Here is a 15,725-nt window from a genome sequence, read left to right on the forward strand (position 1 = left end):
ATCTCTGGTGAGAGCGTTGTTGCCGCTGGCGCTGGCGACCTTCGCGGTCGGCACCGACGCGTTCGTGATGGCCGGTCTCCTGCCGGCCATCGCCGCCGACCTTGAGGTCAGCGTCCCGGCTGCCGGCCAGTTGGTGACCGTGTTCGCACTGACGCTCGCTGTCGCCGCGCCGATACTGAGTTGGCTGCTGAGCCCACTGGATCGTCGCAAGGTTTTGCAGCTGGCGCTGATCGTGTTCGTCGCCGGCAACGTCGTCACCGCACTCAGCCCGACCTACCCGATCGCGCTGTCAGCCCGGATTCTCACAGCAGCCGGGGCGGCCACCATCACCGCCACAGCGTCGAGCGCCGCTGTCGCCATCACGCCTCCCGAACGCCGGGGGCGTGCCATGGCGCTGGTCATCGGCGGATTGACGCTGTCCACCGCGCTGGGCATGCCGCTGGGCAACTTGATCGGCGGCATCGACTGGCGCCTGACACTCTGGGCGGTCGCCGCCCTTGGCGTCGTTGCCGCGATCGGCATCTCGGTAGCGTTGCCCAAGGTCGTGCTGCCGGCGACCAGCCTCATGGCCCGCCTGGCCCCGCTGCGCCAGCCCAAGGTGCTCTCCATTTTGGTCGTGACGCTGCTGGTGATGGCCGGACATTACGCCGTCTACACCTACATCGCAGCAGTGACGGCTAGCGCCACGACCGGATCGTTTTCCCAGGCCCTCACCATGATTCTGTTCGTCTGGGGTGTCGGTGTCCTGGTCGGCAACTTCTTCGCCGGCCATCTCGTGGACAAGCGTCCGGTACTCGGGGTCGCGGTCGGGGCACTCGCCGGCGGCACCGTGCTACTCGCGATCAGCCCACTCACGGTCGGCAACCTGGCCATTGCGAGCATCTGGGCCGCCATCTGGGGCATCACCGACGGTATGGCCTCGGTGGTGCAGCAACACCGGCTGGTGACCTTCGCGCCCGCCTCGTCACCCATGCTCCTTGGTCTCAACTCCTCCGCGATCTACTTCGGTGTAGCGATCGGTGGCGGACTCGGAGGTCTGGCCCAGGAGTGGCTGTCGGTCACCTTGCTCGGCGTTCCCGCCGCGGTCTTGGCACTGCTCGCCACCACCATCACCGTCGTGGAGGGGAGGGAAGACCCGGCGAATGCCTCGCCAAAGGCAGCCGAGAACCGCCGCTGAGGCAGCAAATGGGCCGACCGGCCCGCCGGGGCAGGCGCCGTACCCCCGGGATCTGCTGATCGACGCCACGGCGGTGACGGAGGCCGGCCGGGGCGGGGACGCACCGCACGGCGTCACCCGGCCGCATGAAGGACCCGCGATCGGCTGACGCGCAGCACGTCCATCGCCACGGCGCGGCACGCGGCCTTGCTGCTACTGATGCTCGCCCCTCTTCGGACAGGAGAACGGCTCCATGCGGAAGGATCTTGAAGTTGCCGACGAGGCGGCCGGGCTGGTCGGCCAGGAGAACCTGGACCAGCTCGCCCGCGCGGCCACCGTCTCCTACGAGTGCTGGCTGTGCATGCGGCCGGGGAAACTGCCGGACACGCCCGCAGCGGTGCTCGCCCTGAGGGACGGCCCGGTGACCGTGGCCAAGCTCGCGCACCGCTTCTGCTCAGAGTCGTTGGTGATGGACGTGCCCGGCCTGACCTCCGTGATGTACGACCCCGCCAGGGCGGTCAGCGTCGATGCGGAGGCGGCGTTCCTGCCCTACCAGGCGGGCCACCGCCCGGCCCTGCTGCTGGAGGTCCGCGCGACGGTGAGCATGGACGCCGGGCAGGATGAACGCGTCGACCGGGCGGCCGGCTGGCTGCTGGAGCACGGCCTGCACCTGATGGCCGCCGCCGGCGAGCAGGTGCGGGCGGCGCTCGGATGGGCCGTGCAGCTGATCGGCGGCGGCGGCCTGCGGGTGACTGGGCCGGGCGGCGAGTTCTACGGCGGCAACCTGCAGGCGGATCCGGCCTGGCGGCGCGCGGTCACCACGCACGGCCGCTGCCTGCTGCTGGTGGGCGCCGGCTTGAGCCTGAACCGGGCTCCGCACAGCCTGCAGGACGCCCTGGACCGGGTCGACGCCGTCGTCCGCCAGGGACGGCTGGCCGGCGCCATGGTGACGGTCGAGAGCCGATGACCGGCGGCCTGCTCGCTGGAGCGGCTCGACCGATCGAACGGGCCCGGCGCGCCCCCTGCTGATCGACGCGGTCAAGGGCGTGCTCGCCGGGGCCCGGGCGGCGGCCTTCGAGGAAGCCAACGCCACAGGACTGTCCCTGGCGGAGATCGGCCGGTGGGTCGGCATCGGCCGGGCGGAAGTGAGCGAGGCGATCAAGGAGCACGGGCCGCCGGCCCGGCCTGCTGGCCACCCTCGCCGACGTTCTGGGGAAACACGCCGCATGGCGTTATCGGGCCAGCGAGCGCCGGACTCATCCCCGATCGTCCAGGTCGAAAACCGGCCTCGACAGGAGCCCCGGTCACCTGCTGTGACCCGGGGCGACTCTCTACTTTGGGGCTCATCGCACCGATCCGAGAGGAGGACCGACTACTGGCGGGACACCACCCGAACCCTCGACATGGACCTCCGGGTGGCTGCGCTCATGCTCCTGGATGAGTCCGCAGCCACGCCGGGCCACCCCTGACGCGCAAGATCGAGACCCGTTTCGCATCCCCTACACACAAATTCCGGGACGTGTCCATGGCGCCGCCACCTTGCCAACCGTCACCAGCAGCGCACTATGCATGTTTGCGCCCCAGCACAAATCCTCTCCCCGCCGGGCGACGCGGCGACCGACCATCGTGCATGACCGGCACGACGGGGAAGGCGGCCGAACGCGCGGAGTCCGCGGCGACCGCCTTGAGGAGTGCCGATCGGCACCAGCACCGTCCACTTCTAGGAGGAGCACTGTGCGTAGCACATGGATCAGGAACGCCATCGGAACGGCGGCAGCGGGAGCGCTGCTGGTAGCGCTGAGCCCGTCGGTCGCGCACGCGGAGCCGCGCTGGAACCTCGTGCCACCATCGGGAGAGCGGGCCGAGGCCGTCGCCCCGTCCATCATCAACTACAACTCCCGCATGGTCCTGCAGCCAACGGGCAGCAGCACCGCCAACGGTGCCCGCGTCGTGCAGTCGCTCTACAGCGGTTCCAGTTTCCAGACCTGGACCCGCGTCCTCGACGGCAGCTATTCCAGTTTCGACAACGGCGGCTCGCGCAAGAACCTCGGCATCGACCGCGCGAGTACCGCGGCAGGGGCGAACGCCATCCAGGCGAACCCGGCCGGCGATACGAACCAGGACTGGTACCTCGACGACGCCGCGTACCCGGGGAACTGGTTCGCGATGAAGAACCGTAAGAGCGGCCTGTGCCTGGGCATCTCCGGCGGCAGCACCGGCAGCGGCGGGCAGGCCGCGCAATTCTCCTGCGACGGAAGGGCCAACCAGCGCTGGGCATTAGGAGTGCCAGCCTGACGCCCAGCTCGAAGGCGCCGCCCCGGACCCGTTCCGGGGCGGCGCCCCATGGGCTCTACGCCGAAGAGCATCCCTGCAACAGGGCATGACCCAGCGGGGTGAGCAGGTGCAGCACGGCATTGCCGTCTCGCCAGCTGCGGACCAGCCCGGCCTCGCGCAGCGCTGAGGCATGGCGGCTGGCGGCAGCGAGGGAGATCCGCACAGCCCGAGCCAACTGTGTCGTTGTCGCAGGCCGGTCGAGAGACTGCAGGACCGCCGACCTGTTCCTTCCCATCAGCGTGGTCAGCGCCGGGGCGCTGCCTATCACCGGCTGCCAGCGGTGCCGTTGCGCGATCGGATAGATCAGGACCGGCGGTAGTTCCTGATCGGCCAGGGACAACGGGGCGCGCTGGCAGAAGTAGGACGGAACCAGCCGCAACCCGCGTCCGCCGAGCACCAGATCCCGGTCCAGCCCGTAGCCGACCTCCAGCACCGGCGGCTGCCAGCGCATCAGGGGCCGCATGCCGTCGAACAGTCCCGCCAGGCCACCCCGCAGCAGGTTGCCCGATTGACAGGCACGGTCGGCGGCGGCGGCCGCGCCGACCAGATCGGCGAACGGTGCCACGGCTGCCTCGTGATAGGCGTGCAGCGTCCCGGCGAGCCGGCGCAGCGCCATCATGTCGCCCTCAGCGAGCGGCCGCACCCAGCCAGGCAGCCGGTGGCGCTCTCCCAGCAGCCGCAGCTCTCGGCGCAACCGCCGCCGGGGCGTGCTGAGCAGCGCCTCCAGCCCGGCGTCCAGCCCGCGAGCCGACTCGTTCGGGGTGAGGAAGTCCGGGAAGTACGGCCCCGTCGGCGTGAGCGGGTCCAGGACCCGCCCCCCGGCCCGGATGCGCGCACACCTATCGGGAGAGGCGCGTAGCCGGTTCAGCCAGGGCGTGAAGGCTAGTGGTCGTACCGGATCCCGCAGCCGGAACCGGGTGAAAGCCACCTCCCACAGCGGGTCAGGCTCGTTGGCGATAGTGACGCGAGCGAGGTCGTCAGCGGTGAAATGCACCCGTAAGATCCCCACGTTGGCTCTCCAAGCCAGGATTTCCTTCGCATGCGTACCGGTATCTTCGGTTCAATGACCGATGATTGTTGTGCTGTACCGCGCACCACAGCGGTTTCATAAGTGACTTCTTCCTCGGTGCATTTATGCTGCTTGCGACCCTGCCCCGCGCAGTCGAGATATTGGCCAGCCTGCAGCGGGTTGCCGAACTCGCTGGCCGACGACCTCAACCCGCCCGGCATAGATGCGGTACGTCCGATTGACGGCGATGTTGATCTTCCAGCTCTTGACGGTCTGGCTTCTTTTGCAAGCCCGCTCTTTGTGAATCCTGATCCACGCGGAGCTGCTGGTGTAGTACGGCCGCAGGCTCGCGACGTAAGTACCCCCGGAGGTGAAATCGCCGTAACGTCTCTCCAGGTAAGCGACGGCTGCCTGCGCCGGCGCAGGCAGGGCCAACGAACCCACGGGGACGAATGTAGCGGCAGCGATCTTTTGAATGCGTTTTATGCCGAGATCCCGTCCTGTCTTCCCGTTCCCACCAGGAGCGTGGTGCCTACATTGTTCGACATCCATGATCTGGCAGGAAATAACGCGTTTCTGGAATTACTGACCAGAGACAGCTATCGAGCGAAAGGCCTGGCCGACTATGCAAGGGTAAAGCGATGGGGCAGGCGTAGCGTCAGCCCAGGAGCGGTTTTCTGCCTACATCACACGGCGTATGTTTTCACGCGCGTCCACCCTGCGTTGTAGCCGGCATCCCCTCTTCGTGAATGAGGTGGATTCCGCTGGCCGCGTGGCCAGCGGAATTGCCCGTCGAGGGCGACCAGCCCGGAGTAGAACAGCAGTCGGCCGATGGCGCGGTCGCGGGCGAGCCGGCGCACCTCCACGGCGCGCAGGAAGCATTTCTGCTCGCGGGCGTCCAAAGGCTTGGGGGGCGACCAGCCAAGCCAGGAAGGAGCGGACCCGGGAGGTGTAGGCGCGGCGGGTGTCGTCCAGCGGCGCTCGCTCCAACGCCGCGGTGAACGCGGCCGTTACGGGGAGAGGGCTTTGCCGACATCCCCCTGCTGCTCCCCGGCAAAGATATGCAGAAAGGGGGACGCACGGACGGGACGGCCCCGGCGATCCTTCCGGCATGAACATCGTCGCCTCACTCGTCATCGGCGCGGTCACCGCCGTCGCTCCGGTCACGACCACGCCACCGTCGTGGCAGGACTGCGGAGACGGTCTGCAATGCGCGCAGATCCAGGTGCCGGCCGACTGGGCCCGCCGATCAGGGCCGAAGGTCACGATCGGTCTCGCCAAGCTGCCCGCCCAGAACCAGGCAGGCAAGAAGGGCGTGCTGCTGGTCAACACCGGTGGGCCGGGCGAGCAGATCACGCTTCTCCGCCAGGGACAGAAATACTTCAAAGATCTCACCCAATGGTTCGACGTGGTGATTTTCGACCCACGGGGGTTCGGCAAGTCCAACGCGATCAACTGTCCTATCCCCGCACCGTTCGCCACCGAGTGGGTGTTTCCGACCAAGCCGGCCTATGACGCGTACGCTGCGAAGAACCGCACGTTCGGGGAGGCGTGCGCCAAGGAAGCCGGGCCGCTGTCGGGCAACCTCAACTCCTGGCAGATCGCGCACGACATGGAAGCGATCAGAGAGGCCCTCGGCCAGGCCAGGCTGACCTACCTGGGCAACTCGCACGGCACCGTGCTCGGGCAGGCCTACGCCGAGCTGTTCCCCCGCAAGGTCGGCCGGATGTACCTCGACAGCGTGTGGGACCACACCACGCCCGGCCCGCGCGAGTGGCTCCGCCGGCGCGCTCAGGCACTGGAGGCCAACGCCGAACGCTTCGCCACCTGGTGCAAAAACACCACCACCTGCGCGCTGCATGGCAAGGACCCCCTGGCCGTCTGGGACGAGGTGATGGACAAGGCCCGCCGCGAGCCCATCCCCGCGCCCGAGGCCGGTCCCGAGGTGCGCATCAGCGACACCCAGATCGCCTCTCGCACCAACTTCACCTACGAGGCCACCTGGGAGCGCCTGGCCGCCGGGCTCGCGCGAGCGCAGGCCGGTGACGCCTCGTTCTTCGCCAAGGTGGAAGGAGCGCCCGACCCCAGCCTGTCGCGCGTCATCCTCTGCGCGGACCTGCCCTACCCCGACTACGACAAGCTCAAGAAGCTGGAGAGCGCGCTGCGCCGCGACACGCCCCGCATCGGATGGCGGATGGTGTGGCCGATGGCCAACCACTGCGCGGGCCTGCCGCCGACCAGGACGTACCCGCCCCATCCCATCAAGGCGCCGGGCCTGCCGCCCGTGCTCATCGCCAACGGCGACCACGACGACAACAGCCCGGCCGCCGACGGCCGCCGGCTGGCCGCACAGCTTCCCCGCGCCCATTACCTGAAGGCCGTGGGAGGACATGCCCTCTACTTCACCGGTCACCCCTGTGTACGCGAACACGTGCACCGCTACCTGACCACGGGCAAGATGCCGCCGCGTGGCGCCTCCTGCGGACCGGCGAAGTAGCGTAGCGGCCGTGTACGCCAGACAGGGACTGCTCATGCTCGCGGCCGCAACCGTGCTCACCGGATTCGCCATGCTCGACGGCGAGCCGCCGCGACCCGAGCTGCCCTTCCTGGCGAGCGTCAGTCTCGTCGCGGCTCTGCCTCTGACCCTGGCAGGACGCTTCCCACTGACGGGAGCGCTGCTGTCGGCCGCGATCGCTCTCCTCGGCCTGCTGGTACCGGGCTGGCCCGGCCGGCTGGTGACCATGGTCATGTTCGGTGCGGCGGCCTTCCACCTGCCGCGCCGCCCGTGGCTGGTCATGAGCCTGTCCATTGCCTGGACCACCGGCTACGGCCTGCTCATCCCGCAGGCCAACAAAGGGCTCTCCGTGGTCACCGACCTGGTCATCATGGGCGTGGCCCCGGTCGCGGTCGGCCACATCCTGCGGTTGAACGGCGAGCGGGCCGCACAAGCGGCCGAGCTTGATCATGCCGAGGCCAGACGCGCCATGGCCGAGGAACGCGCCGGGCTCGCACGCGACGTCCACGACAGCGTCGGCCACCACCTCACCGCGATCCGCATGCAGGCCACCGCCACCCGCCGGGCCCTGCGCGGCCAGACGCCGGCCGCCGACCACACGCTGGCCACCATCGCCGAGCTGTCCTCAGCCGCGCTGAAAGAGGTACGTGCCCTGCTCGACACCCTGCGCGAGGCACCCGTCGGACCGGACCTGGAGGAGATCGAGGACCTGGCCCGGCGGCTCTCCACCCCGCACCTGCGCATCTCGGTCCACCACGCCGGTTCCAGCGCCTGGCTGCCACCCGGCGTGGCCCATACGGTCTACCGCATCGTGCAAGAAGCGCTCACCAACGCCGCCCGCCACTCGGGGGCCGCCCACGTGGAGGTGCGCGTGCGCCGCAGCCGGTCGGCAGTGACGCTCTCGATCACGGACAACGGCCGCGCCCGCCCCGGCGCGGAAGGGCGGGGCATCAGGGGCATGCGCGAACGCGTTCAGGAGCATGGTGGCACACTCACTGCAGGCCCAGGAGAACATCACGGCTGGCGGGTGGAGGCCGTCGTGCCAATCGCAAAGGGCTCTGCGTCACCGAGGGTCAGGCACAGCCCTTCGGCACGACGGGAGATCCCACGTTGACAGCCCAGGATCGCGGCGTGTGCCGCATACCGGTTCGGGCGACCCTTAGGAGGAGAGCGGCGTGACCATTCGCGTGGTGATCGCCGATGACCAGCCCGCCGTCCGCGAAGCTCTACGCATGACGCTGGACGGCGAGTTCGACATCAAGGTGGTCGGTGAGGCGGCCGATGGAGCCCAGGCCGTGCACCAAGCGCTGTGGCGGCGTCCCGATGTTGTGGTGATGGATCTGCGCATGCCGTACGTCGACGGGATCTCCGCGATCCGGCAGCTCGCTCAGGTGGAGGTCTCGCCGAAGATGCTCGCGCTGACGACGTTCGACACCGACGAGTACCTCTTCGGCGCGCTCCAGTCGGGCGCCTCGGGGTTCCTGCTCAAAGACAGCGACCCTGACCTGCTGCTGGAGGCGGTGCGAGCGCTACACCGCGGGCACGGGCTGGTGGACCCGCAGGTCACCACCCGGCTGATCCACCGCTTCGCGAGGGTGTCGCCCGCGTCCGCCACCGAGGCGCAACAGCGGCTCACCGCCCGCGAGTTCGAGGTGCTTCAAGAATTGGCCCGTGGCCTGAGCAACAGGGAGATAGGCGAAGCCCTGACCATCGAGGAAGGCACGGTCAAGAACCACGTCGCGAGCCTCCTCCGCAAACTCGGGCTGCACACTCGGGTGCGCGCCGTCATCTATGCCCACGAGCACGGGCTGGCCCCGCGCGACCTGGACATCTGACCCCTCAACGAAGGGCTTCTGGCATCCGCTGCGACGTTTCCTCAAACGGTGTCGCCCACGAAATCCCTGCTCAGACCTGGTTTGGCGGCTCATCGCCCATTTCTTATTCGCCTACACCGGCGCCCCTCGCCTGATTCCAACACGCTCGCACCGCCGCCCAATCTTACACACTTGTTTCTTTTGACACACATGTGTAAGTTCATCGCATGTCGGGAAACCACATGCCGGAGCAGCCGGCCGTCGACCGCAGGGTGCAGCGTTCCCGCGCCGCCCTGATGGCCGCCGCAGTGCGACTGGTGTCCGAGCGTGGCACTACAGCCCTTCCGGTCGCCGAGTTCACCGAGGCTGCCAACGTCAGCCGGAAGCTGCTGTACATGCATTTCGGTGACCGGGACGGGCTGCTCGTGGCGGCGGCCATCGACCTGGTGGAGCGAGAGTTGCTGCCACGGACCGTAGAAATGGATGGGGATCTGCGTGAGCACGTGCTGGCGACGGTGCGGCACTTCGCCGAGCACCGGCCGTTCTACCGCCCCATGCTGACCGGGCCGTGCGCGTTCGCCATGACCACGAAGCAGAACAGCCTGCTCGGCTCGCTCAGCAGAGACACGGTGCGGGACGTGTACGGCGATCTGGAGCAGCAGACGCTGAACGACCTGGCACTGGTCATCACGTCGGGAGTGAGCGCGGTCGTCAACGACTGGCTGATCAACGCGGACGACCCCCTAGACCCCGACGCGATGACGGATCGCCTGCAGCGCATGGCGTCGGCGTTGATCAATTCTCGAAGTGGCGGAGGCCGGGTCCGATGAATCTGATAAGTCACGTCGTCGAGCGCCTTCAGCATCTGCCGCCGCCGCTGACCCGGGATTTGGGCAGTGAACGCGATCTGAAGGTGCCAATGCGGGACGGGGCCGTCCTGCTGGCCGACCGCTGGTTCCCCAAGGCCGGCCGGAAGGGCCTGCCGACCGCGTTGATCCGCACCGCCTACGGCAGAGGCTTCCTGGACGCCTCGATGCTGGCCAGGCCGCTGGCCGAGCGCGGCTTCCAGGTGCTGATCGTGAGCTCGCGCGGCACCTTCGGCTCCGGCGGCGCCTTCGACCCATTGCGCTGCGAACGCGAGGACGGGCTGGACACCCTGGACTGGGTGGTCGAACAGCCCTGGTTCGGCGACTCCATGATCCTCACCGGCGGCAGCTACCAGGGGTTCACCCAATGGGCCGTGGCCGACCAGGTGCCGCCCCAGGTCAAGGCGATCATCCCGCTGGTGTCGAACTCGGCCCTGACCTTGGACTTCCTGCACCAGGACCGGTTCTCCCTGGAAGTCCCGTTCAGCTGGGGCATCAGCGTCGCCGGCCAGGAACGACCATTGTCCATGCTGCGCGTTCTGCTGCAGGAGAGAAGGCTTGAGCGCGTCCTGCGCACGTTGCCGTTGAGCCAGGCCGACGTCGCCATGCTGGGCCGCCACGACGACTACATCCAGAACATCCTCACCCACGACTCCGACGACCCCTTCTGGGCGGCACTCGATCACCGTGATCGTGTCGCCGACATCACGGTGCCCGCCAGTCTGATCGGCGGCTGGTACGACTTCTTCCTGCCCGGTCAGCTACGCGACTTCCACGTGCTGCAAGAGGCCGGACGTGGCGCCCGTCTCACGGTCGGCCCCTGGCCGCACGCGTCATTGGAGGCCGGCGGGGTGGCCGCCCGGGAGGCACTCGACTTCGGCCTGGCCCACGCCCGCGGCGAGCAACCACCGGAACGCGCCCCGGTGCGGCTGTTCGTCATGGGCGAAGACGCTTGGCGCGACTTCCCCTCCTGGCCGCCGCCGGGATACCGGCCGCAGCGCTTGCACCTCCAGCCCGCCGGAGCCCTGGCCACCGACCCGCCCCCCGAATCGGACCCGGACGGATACCACTACGACCCGGCCGATCCCACGCCCACGGTGGGCGGGATGCGCATGACGATGACGGAAAAGGCGGGCAGAGTCGACAACACGAAGCTGGAGGCCCGGCCTGACGTCCTGACCTACACCACCGCCGCTCTGGAGCGCGACGTGGAAGTGATCGGAGAGGTCAGCGCCGAGATCTGGTTCCGCTCCAGCCTGCCCTACGCCGACATGTTCGTCCGGCTCTGCGATGTCGACGAGCAAGGCCGCTCGTACAACGTCTGTGACGGCCTGATCAGCCTCACGGGCGCCGACCGGACCTCCTGCGCGACAGTGCGTCTGTGGCCGACCGCGTACCGGTTCAAGCGCGGCCACCGCATCCGCGTCCAGGTCTCCAGCGGCGCCTTCCCCCGCTACAACCGCAACCCCGGCACCGGCGAACCCCGCGCCACCGCCACCACCCTCCGCGCCGCCGACCAGCAGATCCACCACGACCCGCAGCACCCCTCCGCCGTGATCCTCCCAGTTCGGCAACCCGAATAAGCCCTGTGGTGGTACATCGAGCACTGGGTCAGGGACGCTCAGGGTCTGTCGTCGGATCGAACATGGGAGCGCCATCCGCTGCTCCTGCGGCAGGTCTGGGTCGTCGGAGGCCGCCTCGGGTCGGGCCGGCCGGCGCTGGCTGACCGCGCAGCATCCACCCAGGTGGTGAGCGAGATCCGGTAGACGCGGGCGGAGGGCTTCGCGATGCGCGCGCCGGTGAGGTGCCGCTCGACTGCGGCTTCGTACGACGGCGGCGGGGCGGACAGCGGCACGACCCGCGCGCGGCACCCGCAACGCGCCCCCGTTCTCCGGCACGGCCACCCGTTCGATCGCCACCCCGTCGGCTCCTTCCGGCCCTGCCGCAGTAAATCCGACATTCACCGCGGCAGTGCTTTCAGCTGCTGCGGTTCGATCAGGCCGTCAAGATTGTGCCTGTCAGTAAGCAGACGCCGAGTTCTGCTTCGCCCAGTTCGTCTCGGCCTCGGAGCCCTCTGGAGGCGGCACGATTCCGTTGATCATCCAGAGGTCTCTGCTGGTTTCGTCGACGTGGAACTCCCAATGCAGCCCTGTGTGCTGTTCGAGGTGGGGCTGCAGCATGCCCTTGATCCACTGGGCGGTCCGCCGGCGGCTGTCTTGGTCGGGATTACGCCGGGCGATGTGGTCGATGACGATGCGGATCCCGGCCGGGGTGGGTTCCCCGCCGACGTAGAAGTCCTCGGGCCGGGTTTCGTGGAACAGGGTGACCGCGTAGAACCGGGGCAGCCCGGCCTTTTCGTAGTGATCGGCGATGCGGGAGGCGAGTTGGTGTTTGTCGTCGTCGGTGAAGATCCCGGGGGTGTGATGAATGGTCCACAGTGGCATGGCGGTTCGGTACTCCTCGGGTGATGGTCAGCCGGCAGATGAGAAGGTCAGGTGCTCCACGGGGCCGGAGAGAGCCGCTTTGACCGTGACGGTGACGTCGTCGGCGAGCACTTCCGTGTCGCCGGACTCGAGGCCGGCGACGATCCGCGCGGCGATCTCGGCGGGCGTGGTCTTCGGCCGTTCGATGGCGGCGACCATGTCGGTGTCGATGAATCCCGCGTGCACGCCTACGACCTGGGTGTTCTGGGGCGCTAGTTCGAGTCGGAGCGAGTTCGTGACCGACCACGCCGCAGCTTTCGACGCCCCGTAGGCGCCGCTGCCGGCCAGCCAGGACAGCACGGAGTGCATGTTCACGAGTGCGCCCCCGCCGTTGGCGGCCAGGATCGGCGCGAACGCCCGCGCCATCCGCAGCGACCCGAAGACGTTGACGTCAAATGTCTCGATGACGCTCTCGAGGCCGCCTGTCAGCAGTGCGGCCGGCAGCAGGACGCCGGCGTTGTTGAACACGATCTCGGCGTCGGCGGCGACCTTCGCGAGGGCGGCGACCGACTCCGCCGAGCGGACCTCGAGCTCGGCGGTGACCACCTCTGGACGTTCATCGATGTACGCCGCGCGCGCGGTGGAATACACCTTTCGCGCGCCGCGCGCCAGCAGTTCGTCCACGAGGGCCGCGCCGAGTCCGCGCCGGCCGCCGGTCACCACGGCCACCCTGCCCGTTACCGCAACCATTGCACTCCTCTACCTGGGTAACGATGTCGTTAGTAAGATAAATCACGACACTGCTGGGTAATGCAAGCGTTAGTTAGAATGTCGGAGTGGCGATGGAGTTCGAGGAGCGGCTGCGCGACCGGGATGCCTGGTCGATCGGCGACGGGTGCTCGGCGGGGCGTGTGCTGGACCTGCTGAGCACCAAGACGGTGTTCCTGGTCATCCGCGAATGTTTCTATGGCACAACCAGGTTCGATGACTTCGTGACGCGGATCGGGACCACGGCACCCGCGGTGTCACGGGCGCTCAAACAGCTGGAATCCGCACAGATCGTCGCGCGCGCCCCCTACCAGGAGCCGCGCAGACGGGCCCGCGACGAGTACCGGCTGACCGCGGCCGGCGAGGACCTGCTGCCAGTGTTCCTGTCGCTGTTGCAGTGGGGCGACAAGTACCTGCAGGAGGGCCGCCCACCCCTGTCGTTCGTCGAGACCAGCACCGGCCGTGCCTTGAGAGTCCGCGTGACCGCCGACCCGACGCCGGAGACGACGTCCGACGACATTGAGATCCAACTGAACCCCGCATGGCGGCGCGGCTAGCGCCTTCGACTCGTACGCCTCCGGCTGGATGCCGAGCTCACGCGTGGAGTACTCGCCAAACCGCTTCAGGTACGGCGAGACGTGGGCCAGGTCCTCCTCCAGGGGCTGGCGGACGATCTCGGCGATGTCCGGGACGTCGTGGAGATCACCGTGTTCTCGGAAGTCATGGCCAGGGCGTGAAGCCCTCGTGCCGGACGACCCAGCTCCCGTCCTTCGGGAAGCCCGGGCAGTCGGTGTCCGAGCCGTCCCAGCCGGCCGCCATGAGGGAGACGGCGGCGAGCACGCCGCCGTTGGCCGACAGGTAGATCGGCAGCAGGCTGCCGAACTGCGGGACCTGGCCGGTGGGCAGGAAGGTGTTCTTGCCCGTCTCCATGAGGAGGGCGTCCACGGCCAGGTCGGGGCGGCCGAGCCGGGTGGCGGTCATCGCCATGGTGGGGAAGTCCCAGCCCCAGGCGGTGTCCCACTGCCAGTCGGCGAGCACGTCCAGGAGTGTGGCCTCCATGATGGCGGGGTCGATGAGCGGGTTCTCGGGGACGACACCGAGGGCGCACAACAGCGAGGGGTGGTCGTCGCGGCGCAGGTACGGCTCGGTGGCGATGGCGGTGTAGACACCGTCACGCTGGTGGGGCCGAGCCAGGTTGTCCTGGATGTGCTGCCAGTCTTCGCGCCGCCTGAGACCGGAGCGTTCCCGCCAGCGCTGCGCGATCTCCAGGCCCCACCACCAGTAGGCGAGCTCGAACGTCGGGTCCTCGGTGGCCCGGGCGTCGTAGAACTCCTGGGCCGGCATGACGGGGGCGGGCAGGTGATAGGTGCCGTCGCGTTCTTCGACGAAGGACGCCATGAACAGCGCGGTCTCCTCGACCAGTTCGGCGAAGCGGGTCACCAGCCGTTCCCGCTGCGGCTCCGTACGGCCGCGGTGGAGCAGTTCGAGGAGGTAGAGCGGGTGCGGCTGCTGCCAGACGAGCAGGGCGCCGATGTGGGACGGGCTCTCGCGGCCGTCCGAGGCGACGTGTTTGGGCCAGCGGGCGCCGGCGTAGTGCTGGCGGCGGGCGGTCTCCTGGGCGACGTCCAGGATGGTCAGGTACCAGTTGAGGCTGCGTTCCAGCAGGTCGGGGCGGCCCCAGGGGGCGAGCTGGGCGGCGTGCCACCAGTGCATCTCCAGATGGAACTTGCCGTACCAGGAGTTGGTGGTCAGGCCGGTCTCCTGCGGCGGGGTGCTGCCGGAGCAGTTGACCGCGTTGAGGTACTGCGACAGGATCACGCGGCGTTCCAGCTCGGCGGCGCGCGGGTCGGTGCTGCCGGTGAGGTCGATGGCGGCGCCCGTGGTCCAGAACTCGCGCCACCAGGCGTTCGCGGCGCCCTCGATCGTCAGGAACTCACCGCGGCCCAGCGCGCCCGCGTCCTCCGGGGCGAAGGTGGCCACGAGCTCCAGGGCGGTGCCGGAGGTCTTCAGCTCGAAGGTGTGCGGCTCGGCGGCGGTTGCGATCTCGCCTTCCGACCAGTCCAGGCGCACCACGTACGTGGTGTCGTCGAGCGTCCGATCGAAGCGGCAGGCGCGCTCGCCGAGGGGCCGCAGCACCGTGGTGTGCCTGTCCGGAGCCGTCCAGTCGGAGGTCGCGAAGAAGCCGTCACTGGCGTACGGGAAACGCACCGCGACGGCGGCCTGGCCGGTGGCGAGCAGGTCCGACTCGATGCGGAAGGCCACGCGGGCGCGGCGCGGATCGGCGACCGTGGTCACCCGAACCTGGTGCCCGGCGTAGGTGAAGACGCTGGTGATGGTGCCGGTCCACAGGTCAAGAAGCTGATGCGGCTCTTTCAGGGCCCCGGGGTCCTCCTCTGGCGCGCCCCCGGCCTCCGGCCTCAGCATGAGTCCGATGCGGCCGAGGTCGAGCCGGTGGGGGTTGGCGTGCAGCCAGGCTCCGGCGCGGAATTCCTCCGGGATCTCACCGCCCATCATCGAGTTCATGTCGAACTTGTCCGGATACGCGACAGGGCCGCGAGGGCTGTCATAGGTGGTCATCGCGTCGGCGAGCACAAAGTTGTCCGGGTTGGGCATCGCGTGCCAGCCCCACGTGGACATGGTCGCCGTGTTCACCGCGAGCCGCCCTTCGGGGAAGGCGGTGGCCTGGTCGTGGTAGGCGGGGAAGGTCTGCATGCCGGTGATGTCGGCGGTGTAGGCGAAGTCGCCGTTGCCGACGGTCAGCGCGGCCGCGGGATCGGCCTGCGCGATCTCGACGGTGTGGCGGCGGACCAGCGCCTGCCTGTCGATCTTGGTCAAGGGTT

General features: G+C 68.7%; 13 protein-coding genes. 9 read left to right on the top strand and 4 right to left on the bottom strand.

All coding sequences use genetic code 11. The annotated features are described in order from the left end of the window. The first annotated feature begins 7 nt into the window (after positions 1 to 7). The 3 genes from C4V41_RS54595 (at position 8) to C4V41_RS54605 (ending at position 3,451) form a co-directional block, all read left to right on the top strand. Positions 8 to 1,177 (top strand): MFS transporter, encoded by a 1,170-nt coding sequence (locus C4V41_RS54595; protein WP_200824907.1) that lies wholly within the window; start codon positions 8 to 10, stop codon positions 1,175 to 1,177. A 232-nt stretch (positions 1,178 to 1,409) separates the two neighbouring features. Continuing rightward, positions 1,410 to 2,123 (top strand): hypothetical protein, encoded by a 714-nt coding sequence (locus C4V41_RS54600; RefSeq protein ID WP_103963980.1) that lies wholly within the window; start codon positions 1,410 to 1,412, stop codon positions 2,121 to 2,123. 767 nt (positions 2,124 to 2,890) lie between these two features. Further along, positions 2,891 to 3,451, top strand: coding sequence for an RICIN domain-containing protein (locus C4V41_RS54605; protein ID WP_200824908.1), 561 nt, complete (start codon positions 2,891 to 2,893; stop codon positions 3,449 to 3,451). Positions 3,452 to 3,506: 55 nt separating this feature from the next. On the opposite strand, the gene C4V41_RS54610 is transcribed toward C4V41_RS54605, so the two are convergent. Continuing rightward, a complete protein-coding gene (locus tag C4V41_RS54610) occupies positions 3,507 to 4,499 on the bottom strand; it encodes a winged helix-turn-helix domain-containing protein (RefSeq protein WP_103963982.1) in 993 nt (330 codons plus the stop codon). A gap of 1,111 nt (positions 4,500 to 5,610) precedes the next feature. On the opposite strand from C4V41_RS54610, the gene C4V41_RS54620 reads away from it, so the two are divergent. The 5 genes from C4V41_RS54620 (at position 5,611) to C4V41_RS54640 (ending at position 11,277) form a co-directional block, all read left to right on the top strand. After that, entirely contained in the window at positions 5,611 to 6,996 is a 1,386-nt protein-coding gene (locus C4V41_RS54620) for an alpha/beta fold hydrolase (protein WP_103963983.1), read from the top strand. Between the two features lie 10 nt (positions 6,997 to 7,006). Then, a complete protein-coding gene (locus tag C4V41_RS54625; RefSeq protein WP_146104183.1) occupies positions 7,007 to 8,128 on the top strand; it encodes a sensor histidine kinase in 1,122 nt (373 codons plus the stop codon). Between the two features lie 61 nt (positions 8,129 to 8,189). Then, positions 8,190 to 8,849 (top strand): response regulator, encoded by a 660-nt coding sequence (locus tag C4V41_RS54630; protein WP_103963985.1) that lies wholly within the window; start codon positions 8,190 to 8,192, stop codon positions 8,847 to 8,849. 206 nt (positions 8,850 to 9,055) lie between these two features. Further along, positions 9,056 to 9,658: a TetR/AcrR family transcriptional regulator gene (locus tag C4V41_RS54635; RefSeq protein WP_200824909.1), complete on the top strand. Its 603-nt coding sequence runs from the start codon at positions 9,056 to 9,058 to the stop codon at positions 9,656 to 9,658. Between the two features lie 89 nt (positions 9,659 to 9,747). Continuing rightward, positions 9,748 to 11,277: a CocE/NonD family hydrolase gene (locus C4V41_RS54640; protein WP_235030979.1), complete on the top strand. Its 1,530-nt coding sequence runs from the start codon at positions 9,748 to 9,750 to the stop codon at positions 11,275 to 11,277. 435 nt (positions 11,278 to 11,712) lie between these two features. Here C4V41_RS54640 and C4V41_RS54650 read toward each other — a convergent pair whose 3' ends face one another. Next, the gene (locus C4V41_RS54650; RefSeq protein ID WP_103963988.1) at positions 11,713 to 12,138 is read right to left on the bottom strand and encodes a tautomerase family protein; all 426 of its coding nucleotides are present in this window, start codon (positions 12,136 to 12,138) and stop codon (positions 11,713 to 11,715) included. A gap of 27 nt (positions 12,139 to 12,165) precedes the next feature. Continuing rightward, positions 12,166 to 12,867, bottom strand: a complete 702-nt coding sequence (locus C4V41_RS54655; RefSeq protein WP_103963989.1) for an SDR family oxidoreductase — start codon at positions 12,865 to 12,867, stop codon at positions 12,166 to 12,168. 92 nt (positions 12,868 to 12,959) lie between these two features. Between C4V41_RS54655 and C4V41_RS54660 the strand changes: the two genes are divergently transcribed. After that, on the top strand, positions 12,960 to 13,442 hold the full coding sequence (locus C4V41_RS54660) for a winged helix-turn-helix transcriptional regulator (protein ID WP_235030980.1): 483 nt from the start codon (positions 12,960 to 12,962) through the stop codon (positions 13,440 to 13,442). 163 nt (positions 13,443 to 13,605) lie between these two features. Here C4V41_RS54660 and C4V41_RS54665 read toward each other — a convergent pair whose 3' ends face one another. Further along, complete coding sequence (locus C4V41_RS54665) at positions 13,606 to 15,720, bottom strand: hypothetical protein (RefSeq protein ID WP_200824910.1); 2,115 nt, start codon at positions 15,718 to 15,720, stop codon at positions 13,606 to 13,608. Positions 15,721 to 15,725 lie beyond the last annotated feature (5 nt).

This window comes from Nonomuraea solani (assembly GCF_900108335.1).
GTDB classification, from domain to species: domain Bacteria; phylum Actinomycetota; class Actinomycetes; order Streptosporangiales; family Streptosporangiaceae; genus Nonomuraea; species Nonomuraea solani.

What these genes read in the sequence shown, in the direction of transcription:
- C4V41_RS54635 (WP_200824909.1), top strand. Translation starts at nt 9,056, where the DNA reads ATGTCGGGAAACCACATGCCGGAGCAGCCGGCCGTCGACCGCAGGGTG.
- C4V41_RS54620 (WP_103963983.1), top strand. Translation starts at nt 5,611, where the DNA reads ATGAACATCGTCGCCTCACTCGTCATCGGCGCGGTCACCGCCGTCGCT.
- C4V41_RS54655 (WP_103963989.1), bottom strand. Translation starts at nt 12,867, where the DNA reads ATGGTTGCGGTAACGGGCAGGGTGGCCGTGGTGACCGGCGGCCGGCGC.
- C4V41_RS54660 (WP_235030980.1), top strand. Translation starts at nt 12,960, where the DNA reads ATGGAGTTCGAGGAGCGGCTGCGCGACCGGGATGCCTGGTCGATCGGC.
- C4V41_RS54640 (WP_235030979.1), top strand. Translation starts at nt 9,748, where the DNA reads ATGCGGGACGGGGCCGTCCTGCTGGCCGACCGCTGGTTCCCCAAGGCC.
- C4V41_RS54600 (WP_103963980.1), top strand. Translation starts at nt 1,410, where the DNA reads ATGCGGAAGGATCTTGAAGTTGCCGACGAGGCGGCCGGGCTGGTCGGC.
- C4V41_RS54650 (WP_103963988.1), bottom strand. Translation starts at nt 12,138, where the DNA reads ATGCCACTGTGGACCATTCATCACACCCCCGGGATCTTCACCGACGAC.